At 56.0% G+C, this 14,392-nt stretch carries 8 protein-coding genes; 4 read left to right on the top strand and 4 right to left on the bottom strand.

Translation table 11 applies throughout. The annotated features are described in order from the left end of the window. Nucleotides 1-2: 2 nt before the first annotated feature. Entirely contained in the window at nt 3-1,919 is a 1,917-nt protein-coding gene (locus KF784_06990; protein MBX3118795.1) for a flagellar hook-length control protein FliK, read from the bottom strand. Between the two features lie 208 nt (nt 1,920-2,127). On the opposite strand from KF784_06990, the gene KF784_06985 reads away from it, so the two are divergent. From KF784_06985 to era, 3 genes are read left to right on the top strand one after another with little or no spacing between them, the layout of a single operon-like run. After that, complete coding sequence (locus KF784_06985) at nt 2,128-2,847, top strand: HAD family hydrolase (GenBank protein ID MBX3118794.1); 720 nt, start codon at nt 2,128-2,130, stop codon at nt 2,845-2,847. After that, nucleotides 2,813-6,250: a hypothetical protein gene (locus tag KF784_06980; protein ID MBX3118793.1), complete on the top strand. Its 3,438-nt coding sequence runs from the start codon at nt 2,813-2,815 to the stop codon at nt 6,248-6,250. The genes KF784_06985 and KF784_06980 overlap by 35 nt, the downstream gene beginning before the upstream one ends. A 3-nt stretch (nt 6,251-6,253) precedes the next feature. Beyond that, nucleotides 6,254-7,147, top strand: a complete 894-nt coding sequence (era, locus tag KF784_06975) for a GTPase Era (protein ID MBX3118792.1) — start codon at nt 6,254-6,256, stop codon at nt 7,145-7,147. Nucleotides 7,148-7,199: 52 nt separating this feature from the next. Here era and secD read toward each other — a convergent pair whose 3' ends face one another. The 3 genes from secD to KF784_06960 form a co-directional block, all read right to left on the bottom strand. Further along, the gene (gene secD, locus KF784_06970) at nt 7,200-9,710 is read right to left on the bottom strand and encodes a protein translocase subunit SecD (protein ID MBX3118791.1); all 2,511 of its coding nucleotides are present in this window, start codon (nt 9,708-9,710) and stop codon (nt 7,200-7,202) included. Between the two features lie 221 nt (nt 9,711-9,931). Next, nucleotides 9,932-10,786, bottom strand: a complete 855-nt coding sequence (locus KF784_06965; protein ID MBX3118790.1) for a hypothetical protein — start codon at nt 10,784-10,786, stop codon at nt 9,932-9,934. A gap of 4 nt (nt 10,787-10,790) precedes the next feature. Continuing rightward, nucleotides 10,791-11,774, bottom strand: a complete 984-nt coding sequence (locus KF784_06960; GenBank protein ID MBX3118789.1) for a sugar phosphate isomerase/epimerase — start codon at nt 11,772-11,774, stop codon at nt 10,791-10,793. A 134-nt stretch (nt 11,775-11,908) separates the two neighbouring features. Between KF784_06960 and KF784_06955 the strand changes: the two genes are divergently transcribed. Continuing rightward, entirely contained in the window at nt 11,909-14,392 is a 2,484-nt protein-coding gene (locus KF784_06955; protein MBX3118788.1) for a DUF2339 domain-containing protein, read from the top strand.

Here is a 14,392-nt window from a genome sequence, read left to right as displayed (position 1 = left end):
TCCTAAATCCACAGGTTTACGCCACCGGTGGCCTTGGCCACGTAGTGTCGATTTTCTGTGATTGTCGTTGTGTTCAGTCCTGACTGCTGGGCTCCCCATGTGGGCGCCGGTTGCGATTGCGCATTCATTTGCCCGTGCTGTTGTCGCTGGGGCATATCCTGAGTCAGTGTCTGTCCTGAGACATCGACATTGACGAGGTTAATCCCGCGCTGATCGAGAGCTTGCTGAAGCATCGGCCGGTTGCTTTCAAGGGCAACTCGAACGGCTTCGTTGCTTGCTGAGATTTGAGCATCCACGTCGTGGCCGCTGGACTTAATCGTCATGGTGATCTTGCCCAGATCGAAAGGCTCAAGATGGATCGTCACGCCGTTTTTCGGCCTTGCTGCTGCAAGAGCCTCAAGACGGTCGGCTACCTGTCGGATGACATGGTTCGTCGTGACCGGATCCAGCGTTCTGACTTCTTTTGCGGCTTCTGCCTTAGAAATTTGCTGAACGCTCGAAGTTGGGTTCATCGCGGCGATTGTGGAAGCGTCCGTCTTAGAGACGGGCTGCACATCCTCAATCTTCGTAAACGCCTCGGCTCGTGAGACTCCCTTACTCGACGTGATAGCTTCGCTTGCGTTTCCAGAAGCTCGCTTGTACTCTGAATTTGGGTCACCTGGCTTTACCGTTGCGTTTGGATCATTTGGCTTGGTCGAAGCGTTGGGATTGTCTCCGGCCTGACCATTTTGACCCTGGGCAGCGTCGTGCTTTGACGTCGCATTTGCACTGCCGTAAACCTCTGCCTTGGAGGTTGCGGTGGTATCCATCGAAGCGTCCAGTTTGCTAACTGCGGCTTGTGCCTCGACCTTGGAGACCTGCTCTACACCGATTGCGCCTTGAATGGGCAAGGTGCTCTTTGCTGTTTCGTCGGTTTTTGAAGCGCCGTAGAAATCGGACTTGCTAACAGGTCCGGTGGGCGGCTTGACCTCTTCGGAAGGCTTGGGCATGGGTGCGACGTAGTCGCTCTTGCTGACGCCCTTTGGCGAACCGCCGATATCCGTTCTGCTGCTGCCTGGAACACCTTCAGCGGGTTTTGGCAACGGCTCAACGTAATCGACTTTGCTTTTGTCCTTCGGCTGAGTCGAGTTGAGATCCGTTCTGTTGTTCGGATTGATCTCCGGTTTGGGAATGGGCCCTGACACAGGCTCGGCGGGCTTGCGTTCGCCTTTGCGTACCCGATTGCCCTCGGCATAGAACTCAGCCTTGCTGAGACTGGCATCGGGCGGGAGAGTTGACTTCGACTGCTCCAAAAGCTTCTTCTCAAGGTCAGTCAGCTCAATTGGGTCGACAAACTTTTCGCCCAACGCCTCGGTGTTCGCGTCGGCTGTCGATGCGTATGCCTTCGATGTCGCCGACATCATCTCCGCTTTGGAGGTGTAACCAGCGGCCGTGTTCGCATTTTCGGCAGTGTCGATGATTGCCGCCACGGATTGCCCGTTCCCTTCCGCGACCGCAATGTTCAGACTCTCGTCTGGAATCGTTGTGGTTGGGAACATGGCCATCGCCATGGCACCAGCGCTCAAGAAGAGCTTGACGTCAGTGTTGCTTGGGTTGGCATCTGCCGAGGTTGCCGTGTTGGCGTCCTTGGGGTTAATGCTTGGCATCGGTGCATCGATCGGTGCGCCGTCGAAGAATCCTTCGGTGAGGTTCTTCATCGTTGCCAGGAGGTCCAGTTCTTCGAAAGGAGCGATCGGCTCAGTCTTTCCAACTTCCCCCGGCAGCGTCTTCGCGCTGATCCCCGGTGGGGGCTCAGGGCCTGGCGGCGCCTTCGACTGCACCGATGTGATAGCTGTGGCAAAGCCCGCACCCGCAACAGACGTTTCGGCCTGTGCGGCGGTGGGGTCTACCATCGCCATTAGAATCGGTGAAATACTCATAACTTTGAACTCCATTGAGGGCTCAATAGGATGATCGGCAAGTTGCCGGTAAAAACTACAGGAAAAATGTCAGTAGTCCCCACGGGTGGTATCAGAGCGATCATGACCCGCCTGTTGGATAAAGGAGTGCGCAAGCAAAATCGGCTTACTGCCAATCGCCTCAAAAAATAGGTTCCTTGCAGTTCAATCTGTCATACTGGCAAGCGTAGTGACAGTTCCCGTTTCGCTCTCCCGATACGACGGTGTCCTCTTTGATGTAGATGGCACACTCGTCGATTCGCTCGGGATGATCGTCGCCGGACTCGGCGATATGTTCGAGCGTTACGCCGGGTTACGTCCGGCAGATGAGGAACTGAGATCGATCATCGGACTCCCCCTTGCGGCGCAGCTTCGACTCTATGTCGAAGAGGAACCCACATCCGAGTTTCAGCGAGAAGCGCTGGCCTTCGCGATTGGCAGGTTTGAGGCACACAAGGCCAAAGAGTCGCTTTTTGAGCCAGCAGTCGCTGCCCTATCTGAGCTGAGCAGGCTCGGATATGGAACCTGCCTGGTCACAAGCAAGACAACAGTGGAACTCGACCAATTTATGGAGAGGTTCCCCGCCGCAGACGCCATCACTGCTACCGTTTGCGCCTCAGACGTGCCGAACCCCAAACCCGCCGCCGACAGCGCTCTGTTGGCCTGCGAGAAGCTTGGGTTGAGCACGGACAGGGTTCTGATGATCGGCGATTCGATTTTTGATCTGCAATGCGCCCAAGCCGCTGGCATAACCGCTATTGGCGTCGCCTATGGAGCGACCCCGTATGACAAGCTAGCCGCGATGAGCCCTGACTACGTTTTTCGACGACCTGAAGACTTGCTCGTATGGATCGAGCAGTCCGCGACACCACGCCATGTTACGCAAGAAAGATTCATCTCAACAGCCTGAGGCCAAGCCTCAATCGTCCCCTGAAGCAACCAAGACACGGAAAGCGTCAGCCAAGAAAACAACTGCGGCTGCGAAGTCTAAGACGGACGCTTCAACGCCAAAGCCAAAGACCGCAAGCAAAGCAAAGGCAACAGCCAAAGCTGCGCCAAAGGCACCGGCTAAAAAGCCTACTGCGAAAGCAACCCCTGCCAAGGCCGAGCCGGTAAAGAAGCCAACCCCAGCCAAGGCAAAAACATCTGCTAAGACATCGACTAAGGCAAAGCCATCCGCCAAAAAGGAAGCAGCGGCCAAGCCTGCTATCGAAGCGGAAGCAACGGTAGCTGCGACCGTAATCCAGGCTCGCCGCTCGGGCAAGAAGTCAGCGCCAACGACCGACGTTGTTCAAGAGCCCACACGCTCGAAGCGAGGCGGCAAAAAGCCTGCGCCAAAAGATGAGGCAGAGGCACACATCCCGCAAGCTGAGCCCACTCTCATTCCTGAATTTGAAGAAGAGGGCTGGACGCTCTCGTGGCGTGAGCCGCAGAGAAGGTCCAAGTCTCGCCCAGCCGAGGCCGGACAAACCGATTCTGAAGAAGGGGGCGCGCGTCGTGGGCGTCGCCGACGACGGCGTGGAGGCGGGAGAGGCCGCGAGGGTGAAGAGGCTGCGCTTGAGACCGTTGAGACGGCTGTTCAAGAGTTCTCAGAACCCGTCGAGCTCCTCGACGACGAGGAGATGCCCGAGATTACTTTCCGACCTCGCGACGGGCAGGCAGAAGCGCCGAAGGGTCGACGAGAGCCCTCCAGGCGTCAAGGCGGACGCCAAGATAAGGCAGCGGCGAAAGAACCCGAACCGCAAAAGGTCACGGTTCCCGAGCCACCGCCAAAGCCAGTCAAACCGCTTATCCCAACACCGAAAGACGCTCCTCAAGTCGTTTTGCGAAACGGTATCCCGACAATCGTCCGCAATCACAAGGTCTATCCGCCAGTGTCGTTCTTCGGCAGCGCTTCGGACGAGCGACGTGCAAACAACGTCCTCGAACAGATTAAGAGAGCAGGCGAAGCCGGAATCCACCTTCATTCGCATCTGATCGAATTTGAAGTCGATCCCGCGAATGTGGCGAGTGATGTTTCGCTTGCGGCTTATTTGCTCGCAAAGACCGTTGAAGTGGACCCTGAGGCACAGGTCATCTTCCGAATGGCTTTCATCGCACCAGCGGGATGGCAGAACGCTTTTCCCGATGCGAAGTATCTGAATGAATCGGGGCGCACCGCTGAGCCAAGTGTCTGTGACGACGAATTCTGGGGAGTTGCACGCGAGTGCCTTGCCGAGTTTATCAGTGCGGTTCGTGAGCTCCCTCAGAGCGGACACATCATGGGTGTTCACCTGGAGCGCGGAGAGTGGTTCCATCCTGCCGAGGAGGGCTATGACACGTCCAAGGCGGCTGTTCAAAAGTTCCGCGACTGGGCTGTTACGCGCTATCGCAACGACATCATTGCCTTGCGCGCTGCTTGGTTCGACGGTACATCCGACTTCAAAACGCTCGACATTCCGCCCTTTATGGAAGCGCAAGAACTTGGTGAGAAGTTTATGCGCGTCAACCGTAAGGAGCGTCGCTGGGTGGACTATCACCTCTTCCTGAGCGATGTCACGGTTGAACGCATTGCCGATCTTGCCTACACTGCCAAGGAGGCGAGCGAGGGCAATTTCCTGGTTGGCGTGAGCTATGGATATACGTTTGAGTGGACACACCCATCGAGCGGACACCTTTCGCTTGGCAAACTCCTGCGAACGCCAGAAGTTGACATTATCGCCGGGCCACCGAGCTATCGAACGCGCGAAGCGGGCGGAAGCGCCGCCTTTCCCACCCCGATCGACAGCTTCCCGCTCAACGGCAAGATGTACTTGAGTGAAGAGGATTACAAAACCTCCATCAGCAACTACAAAGAGCCCGACGACTTCAACCCCGTTATCAAGACTCCTCAAGCGCTTGAGAGCGTCCACTGGCGAGGCATCGGCATGGCGCTGGCTCACGCCTCTGGCGTGTGCTGGATGGACCTTTGGGGCAATGGTTGGCTGAACACTCCGGCGATCTGGACGCGAGGCGAACAGGCCGAAGCAGCTTTGACCACACGCATGGGGGCAAATCTAACGGCTCCGGACGTTGCCGTCTTTATTGACGAACGCTCGCTTGCCTATCTTGTCGATCAAGATTCGTTTGCCCTGCTCGTGCAGAACGTGCGCGAGTCGGTTCTGCGATCAGGCTTGTCTGCTGGCTTTTATCTGCTGAGCGATCTTACACACCGAGAGCAGTTCCCCGAGTCGAAGCTGTATATCTTCTTGAACGCTTGGGATATCCGCCCAGAGATGCGCGCATCCATCAAGAGCCGCCTTCAACGGGACAACAAGGTGCTGTTCTGGCTTTACGGCGCGGGGATATTTGATTCCGGTCGCGAGGCTCTCGAAAGAGCAAGGGAGATTACGGGCATTGCCCTTAAGCCGCAACCCTTCTCAAGCCGTACGGGAACGACTCTGCTGAACCGTCGGCATCCGCTTTGCGAAGCTTTTGGCGACCAGGGCATGATCGGAGGAGTTCCGCTCCACCCGAGCTATTTTGCCATTCCCGAAGAGGCAACCATCCTCGGCGAATACACGCAGACGGGCTTGCCGAGCTTTGTCATTCGTGAGTTCAACGAGGAGCCGGACCGCAGCTTGCACTGGACATCCGTGTTTATGGGCGAGCCGGTGGTTACGCCCGCGCTTGTGAGGTCATTGGGCCAACTCGCAGGGGCGCACGTTTGGAACTTCCAAGATGACGTCGTCCACGTCCGAGCGCCGTTCTTGACTGTGCACTGCACGGGTACAGGACCGAGAACGATTACACTGCCCAGCAATTGGTCGGCTTACAACCTGTTGCGCGATCAATGGGTTCAGATGGAATCCACAAGCATTAAGTTCCACGCCATCGATGGATCGACCCATGTCTTCCTTGTCGGCGTGAAGAGCGAATTGGAAGCGCTATTGGCGACACCTCCCGAAGAGCTTCTCCACATGGAGGACATCCCAACACAGGATGAAAACACACTTCGTCACGATCTGATGACTTTCGACGTGCAAGTCATGGCGCTTAACGATTGGATGGAGGGTGGTTTGCCTGAAGAGGTTTCTGAAGACTGGTTCTTGCCACGCAACCTCTTCGATGCTCAGGAGCAGGTGGAGGCGGAAGGCGAAGAGCCGGAAGTCAGCGTTGGGCGTCACCGTCGCAAGCGGCGGCAGAGGGGTCGTGGTGGCAACAATGAAGGCGGAGCCGGAATGCCGTCCTTCACTTTCCGAAGCTCGGGGGCTTCTTCAGGTTCGCCAGAGCCTAACCGTGAAGCGGCTGGAACGGACATCGAAATGAACGTGATGTTCCGCAAGAGAGATTAACGTATGAAGTCCGGCCATGTAGCACTCATCGGAAAGCCCAACGTTGGCAAGAGCACGCTTCTGAACGCCTTTGTGGGGCAGAAGGTAAGCATCGTCAGCAACCGCCCGCAAACAACCCGCAGGCGCGCCCTGGGCATCGCACAGGGTGAGGGTTATCAGATCGCCTTCGTCGATACTCCAGGCATCCACGAGCCTCACACGGAGCTTGGCAAGACGATGGTGCGTCAAGCGCAGTCGGCGCTTGCGGACGTCGATTTGATTTTGATCGTCGTGGATTCCTCAAAGAAGCCCGACGATATGGATCGTCGGATCGCAAACCTGGTCGCGCCAGATGTCCGTGGAGACACCGCTGTCATTCTTGTCCTGAACAAGATGGACGTCCTCCATGCCGAACACGTGGAGGAGCGCATCTCGGTGTACACAGAGATGTTTGCGGTGCCGGAAGAGGCTTACATGCTTACGACGGCAACCAAGGGGCACAATCTTGAGAAACTGCTTGCCATGATCCTTGAGCAAATGCCCGAGGGAGAAGCGACCTTTCCGTCTGATGAATTCACGGATCAATCGACGCGGTTTTGGGTGTCAGAGCTGATTCGCGAGCAAGTCGTTAGCGCCACGAAGCAAGAGCTTCCTCACGCTACCGCTGTGCGGATCGATGCTTGGGAAGAGACCGAAAAGCTACTTAGCATCCGCGCCACGATTCTTGTGGAGAAACCCAGTCAACGGGCCATCATGATTGGCAAGGGTGGGGCCTTCATCAAGAAGATCGGCACTCAGGCCCGCGTGCAGATTGAAGAGCTGCTTGGGCAGAAGGTGTTCCTGGACCTGCATGTTGCCCACGCTGCAGAGTGGCGTATGAACCGGCGCGTGCTGCGCGAACTGGAATATTCAGACTAAGCTCGGAGTGTTAAGCGCTGAAAACTCAGCGCTTAACACTCCACTCCGATCCTTACTCGTCCTCATCAAGATCGCGGCGGCCTTGCTGGCTTACGCTTGTCCGTTTTCGCTTGACCTGTCCATAGCCTGCAGAAGAGTCATCGACTGTTGTGTGGCTAGCCTGTTGGGCAAGCATCCGCATCTTCTGTCGCTCTTCGGTTGCGATAGCCATCAGACCCGCCTTCTCGCCACTTCTCTTCATGATCCATCGGTCGATCACATACAGGATCGGCGATGCGTTCCAGATGGAAGAGTAAGTTCCTGAGACGATGCCGCAGAGCATGATGACGTTGAAGAAGCGCAGTTCGGGAGTTGCCGAACCGAACCAGATCAAGATAATCAGCGTGACGATAACGGTCGAAGACGTATTGATCGAACGGGCGATGGACTGAGTGATCGAACGGTCGATCAAGCCCTCAAGGTTTTCACCCGACGTTCCTTTACGCAGGTTCTCACGAATTCGGTCAAAGATGACGATCGTGTCGTGGGTGGAGAAGCCGATGACCGTCAACATCGCAGTGATGAACAACGCGCTCACTTCCCATCCAAAGATGGAGCCAAACACGGCGGCAAGACCGATGACGACCATGATGTCGTGGACGAGGGCGCCAATCGCGGAGCTGCTAAATCGCAGACCGACGTTGAATCCACCCATGCTCACACCAAACCGAATGGCGAGGTAAACGATGATAAGCAATGCGCTAAAGATGACACCCAGAATGGCGCTTCGTTTCGTCTCTTCGGCAACGCTGGGGCCAACTTCGGTGAAGCTGGCGACATCGTCATTCTTAAAGCCTGCGATCTCAGTGACCTTGTCCCGCTTTTGTTGGGGGGTTTCAAGATCCTTCAACGGTCCAGAAACGGGCACGTTGAGGTACATGATGCGCGTCTCTTGCTTTGTGACCTCGTCGGTGTAGTACGCAAACTTGATGTTCCCGCCCTTTACACCTGCGTCATCAAGCCTCTTCGCAACATCTTCACTCTTGATGTCGGGGTAGTCGGTGAGCTTATAGCCACCCTCCAGACCGCCTGTAAACTCGACGTTCGGCTTGAGGCCGCCCATACCCATAAAGATGAGGCCGGGAATGATTGTCAGAACGGAGATTACGAAGAATAGATTCCGCTTTGAGATGATCGGCAGCGCTCGCTTGGAGGCGTCTCGCTCTAAACCTTCGCCGAACCACTGGCGATTCAAGCCATACCACTTCGGATTGGCGCCGAGGCCGGAACCGACAAGGAACTGTAGCAGGGAGCGCGTAATCACGACTGCGGTGAAGAGCGAAATGACGACACCAACGATCAACGTCGTTGCGAAGCCCTTGACCGGACCAGAGCCGAGCATGACAAGAACCAACGATGTGAGGATCGTACAGGCGTTTGAGTCGACAATGGCAGAGAGGGCGCGTTTAAAGCCGATGTCAATGGCGGATTGCAGCGTCCTGCCTTCTCGAAGCTCTTCTTTAACACGTTCGAAGACAAGGATGTTCGCGTCCACTGCCATACCAATCGACAGGATGAAACCGGCGATGGCTGCAAGCGAGAACGTTGCCGACATCAACTGCAGCGTCGTCATCGTAAAGAGGACATACAGCAGCAAGGCGACTAGAGCGACGATTCCAGGGAAAACATAGTAGACGACGACAAAGACAGCGATGATCGCGAAGGCGATAACACCGGCTTTCAAAATCTGATCGAGAGCGGCTTTACCGATGGTCGGGTCAACCTTCTCGCTACGGATCTCACTGAGATCGACGGGCAAAGAACCGGACTTGACCAAGTCGGTCAGCGTCCGAACGTATTCGGTGCTGAAGTCGCCAGTAATGATCGAGTTATCGCGTAGGATGGCTCCGCGCTGCAATGGGGCAATGCTCAGTACCTTTCCGTCAAGCACGATGGCGACGTTCTCTTCACGCTCGGTGAACCGGCGGCTCCATTGCTCCATCTTGCGGGAGCCTGCATCGGAGTACCGCATCAAAGGCACAAACTTATTGCCACCTTGTATCTCGGGTCTGGCATCGATAATATCTTCCCCGGAGACGATGGGATCTCCCCACCCCTTGATCATCTCGGTGTACTCGGGGTCGCCAGGCTTCAACTCTTTCTCGGGATTCGACCGCTTCGTGAAGGACACGTATGGAGCCCCTTTGTCGTCGTACCGACTTCCTTCGGTGTACGGTCGGCTCAACGCTTGACGCGTACTTACGTTCTTGGCGTGATACATCTCGATACGCGCGGTCGTGCTCATAACCGCACGTGCCATGTCGATATCGGTTAAACCAGGGAGTTCAACGATGAACTGATCGGTCCCTTTTGTCTGGATGTTCGGCTCAGCAACGCCTAGGCTGCCCGTCGAACGAGCGAATAGGATCTTAACGAGGTTCTCTCGTATCCTGCCAATCTCCGTCCTTTGCTCTTGCGTCAGCCTGCTGGTATCCATCTGGTACGTGAAGCGGACACCGCCACTCACGTCCAACCCATAACTCACTGGGCGGATGGTATGAAGCCACCAGGAAAGACCTGCCAAGGCTAGAACGATGATAAGGAATAAGTAGCTACGCGAACGCAAAAGGAATCTCCAGAGTCAAAGTGGTCTGACGGCGAATTATACCGGAAGGACAGGGTAGCAGCACTTTGGCATTAGGGCATTTCGGCTTAACTGCAGATAACCCAAGCCTGGCACACTGTGGCTACCTTTGCGCGATAGGCGTAAATCAACTGAGTGAATGACAATCCAACCGGGACGCGCTATTTGTCTGATGGCAGCATTCTCTCGACGCGAATCTCTTTGACGTGAGCGGTTAGCGCACTTGCACTGATGCGATCGGTAAGGCTCTTCACGCTTTCTGTCGTAAATTCGCCAGCCAGCATGGCATTGTCGCGTAGAATGGCGCCACGTTTGAGCGGTGCAAAGCTGATGACCGAATCGCCAATAATGAAGGCAACATTTTCCTCTCGATTTGAGTACCGTCGCGACCAGGCTTCTACCGCAGTCGATCCCGTTGCGTTGAATGTCACAAGAGGTATGTATTTGCCCTCGCCCATCAGTTCTGGTCTCGCGTAGAGGATCTCTGCTGACGACAGAATCAGATCCCAGCCTTCGATCATCTTTGCGTACTCAGCGTCACCCGGTGAAAGCTCTTTCTCCGGGTGTCGACGCTCTGTAAACGTGATGTAAGTTTCTGAACCCTTTGTGCCCGTTCCAGCCTGACTGTAGGTCCTGGAAGCGACCAGAGCGGTGGTTACATTTCGGGCGTGATAGATGCCGAACTTTTCATTCTTAAGGAACTCCTTTCGTGCGGCCGCGACGTCGAGATAGCCTGGCAACTCAACAACAACTTCGTGCGCGTTGCCGCCTACGACCGCGCCGCCCTCGGTGAGCGATTGAGCAACAATCTCAAGCTTACGCACCGTGTTATCTCGGATCTCGTTAGGTTTAAGAGTGCTGCCAACGGGCACTGTGGAAAAATCGTGGGCAAACACAAAGCGCAAACCATCCTTCTTCGCAGCTGTTGTGGGTGACCCTGGCCTTGAGACGCATCCCCCGACAAGGATGATCCCGAACATTGACACGAGAATCAATCGCCTGGGCAGATATCGCATCTCCTCACTCCTTAGCCCAAAACATCGGTCCCGCCGACTCCTGGATCACGGCTTGCTTCAAACACTCTACGGCCTTGCGCAGGCCCTCCATCGAACTCATCAGCCCGTCTTCGTGCTCAATGGAAAGCACATGATCGTAACCCACCATCCTCAGGTTAGAAACGAAGTCTTTCCACCAATCCACTCCATGCCCATAGCCGCAGCTTCGGAACACCCAGGATCGGTTCAAGATGTCGCCGTAGGACTTTGTATCGAGATTGCCATTGCGGCCTGAATTGTAAGGGTCGATTCGTGTGTCCTTAGCGTGGACGTGATAGAGAGCCCCCTCAGCGCCAAGCTCGCGGACGGCCGCGATGGGGTCGATCCCCTGCCACCACAAATGCGAAGGGTCGAAGTTCGCTCCGATGGCGTCGCCGTTCTTCCCGCAACCGTTGCGGAGTTTGAGCAGGGTGTCGTTACTGTAGACAACAAAGCCAGGATGCATCTCGATGCAGAACTTGACGTTGTGCTCTTTTAAGAACGCAGCCTGCTTCTTCCAATACGGCAGCACGCGCTTTGACCACTGCCAATCCAAGACCTCTCGAAACTCGTCTGGCCAGGCGCAGGTCACCCAATTAGGGTTCTTGGCGTTGGCGTGGTCGCCAGGGCAACCGCTAAAGCCGTTCACGCACTCGATTCCCATTTTGCTTGCGAGCTTGACGGCTTTGACAAAGACCTCGTGATGCTCGTCGGCGATCTTCTTGTTCGGGTGAAGTGGGTTTCCGTGGACGCTGATGGCGCTGATCATCAGGCCTCGCTTCTCCACTTCCTTGACGACCCGCTCGCGCTCGGCTTTGCTGTCGAGCATCTTGTCGACGTCGAGGTGGGCCGACCCTGGATAAGCCCCCGCTCCAAACTCCACCGCCTGAATCCCTTCAGCCTTCACGATGTCCAGCGTTTCCGTAAGCGATTTGTCTCCAAACAGTGCGGTAAAAATCCCGATCTTCATCTTTAATCCAATCCCTCTAAGGACCTAAGCTTACACGCAGATCGGGCCCTCTGAGTACCGATTGTTTGGTCCTTATCGAGAGAAATCTGGTGTGTGAAAACAACCCATGCGAAGATCAGATCGGAGCGAAACGCATGAACGACGATCTGAATCGCGACATCTTGAACCGCCTCACTCGACTGGAGGGCCGGGTCTCGGCATTGGAAGCGGGCTCAACACGGCAGCAAGCCGCCGCACCGGTCCAGGCCCCTCCACCGATGAGAGGGCAGTCTGCACCAACTCCCACTCCTCCTCCGATCATCCATCCGGTAGCGTGGGATACGGACTTGGCGACGCCAGCGCGTCCACCGATAGGCGCGATGACTGCTAAGCAACCGCAAAGGGCAGTTCAACAGTCGGCTACCACATCCGCCGAAGATGCCGAACTAGCTTTGGGCAGCAAGGTCCTTCCCTGGGCGGGCGCTGGGCTTGTTGTACTGGGCATCTCGTACTTGACGGGACTGGCGATTCAGCGCGGATTTTTCACGCCCGCCATGCAGTTCTGGGGCGCGATTCTGCTTTGTATTTCGTTCCTCGGCATTGGCTATTGGCGAGATCGCAAAGAGGAATCCATTGGTCAACTCCTGCTAGGGGTCGGCTCGGCGGGGATGTATCTGACGTTTGCAGGAGGACATCTCACTTTTGATCTCTATCCGGGTGAGTTGATGGTGGGGCTCTTTGTCCTGCACTCAGCTGCGAACCTTGTTTTTGGTTCTGTGCGTGGGTCCAAGGCCTTTGTTGTGATCGGCATGGTGGGTGGGTTGATCGCCAGCCTCACACCGCTGCTGAAATCTGGCATCGAAACGTTTGACGGGTGGCCCATGACGCTGGCGCTGCACGCGTCAGTCACGGCTGCGACATGTGGCATCTGCTTACGCAAGCGTTGGGACGACGTGCTTACTGGCTGTCTTTATGCCGCCATTCCACTCTTGATTCCCATCGCGCTGAACATCCCGACGGCGGGGCTTAATCAAGCCCTGATCTTTTCAGCCTATGGCCTCTCTGCTGCCGGACTCGGCAACTTTCGAGGGGCAAAGGCCATTTCTGTCGTGGGATTGCTCGCGATGACCTTCGCCACTGTGTGGCGCTCCTCACCGCCCCTCAATCCGAACTCTGAGATCTGGGCGAGCCTTGCTCTTCACGCCGTCGCGACCGCCACCACTATTGTCTTGTGTGTTTACAAGAAATGGGATGACGTTTTTGCGGGCATCGGCGCTGTGCTTGTGCTTGCGCTCCTTCCCCTTGTCTTGGATACACGGCTCGGAGTACACCAGGGAGCATTCGTTACCGCTGGGTACGGCGCAGCATTGCTCGGGATTGGCCTTTGGCGTAGTGTGACTTGGGTCAGCCTTGCCGGACTCGGTATGTGTCTGCTCTCGGTCGTCGTGCCGATGGGCAACGGCTTTGGGGACACGATGAATTGGCCGTTCGTGCTTGCGATGCATACTGGCGCGACAATTGTTGTCGTCACGATCACACTCTGGAAAAGGTGGTCGGAAGCGGCGATATGGATGGGGGTTGTGTTGGGGATTCTGCTTTTTCCCATCCTGATTGGATCAAGCTACGGACTGCTTGAGCGCGGAATGATCGCTCAGATTTATGCCCTTGCACTCAGTCTACCGTTTGCTTGGCGCCTCAACTTACAGAAGGACGAGGGTTATTCCGCGATCTACATGCTTCCGGCATGCTTGCTCGCTGGGTTTGGATTCTTAGTCTCCATTGGACTTCCTGGATCGGACCTGACCGGGCCCGTTAGACTGTCATTAAGATGGGAAGCAGGCGCGATGCTTTGGGTTTATTCGGCTGTGCTGGCAACAGGCACCCGACTCCTTGCCCACGCCGAATCTCGGCCTTGGCTGTACGGCTCTGCGGGCATATTGGCGCTTGCTGTCGCACCGTTGGCATGGCATGGCAGCCATCTGTTGGTGATCTACACAGGAATTGCGGCCGCACTGGCAGCGATCGCTTTGGTGCAGCGTTCACGCATCCTTGCAGCGCTGGCATGGGGAGAGTTGGGGCTGGCTGTCGGGGTGTACGTGACACGTCGTTTGGACATGATCAGTCGCCCGGACACTTCCGATGGGTTTATCTACAGTGAACAGATCCATCTTGTAAGCCTGATAGCGTTGACCGTTCTCGTCGCTTTTACTAGCGGACTGTTTGACCGTCGGCGCGCTGAGGGTAAACCGGACACTGCGAATTCGGATTTGCTGTCGGTTGTTGCATCGTGCATCGGATGGTTTCTTACCGGGAATCTTTCGCTGCTCGCGCTGCAATCGATACCGGAGAACGCTCGTTTGACGATCTCGTGGGCGGCGGTTGGACTGGTGCTGCTGCCGCTTGGGTTTATCGCCAATCGGCGGGCGGTACGGTTCGCCAGCTTTAGTCTGCTCGGCCTCACTCTGGCAAAGATCGTTTTGCTTGACCTTGCCAGCCTTGATTTGCCAATCCGAATTGTGATCTTGATCACTCTCGGTGTCGCGATCCTTGGGCTGAGCTATCTGTTCTACCTGCGCCCAAAGCATGAGGGCAGAACGGGTTCGGGCGGAAATGGGGTGACCCCAACCGTTATCACTTAA

Source organism: Fimbriimonadaceae bacterium, assembly GCA_019638775.1.
Classification (GTDB): Bacteria; Armatimonadota; Fimbriimonadia; order Fimbriimonadales; family Fimbriimonadaceae; genus JAHBTD01.
The sequence above is the reverse complement of the archived record's forward strand: the minus strand, read 5'-3'. Positions and strand labels throughout refer to the sequence as shown.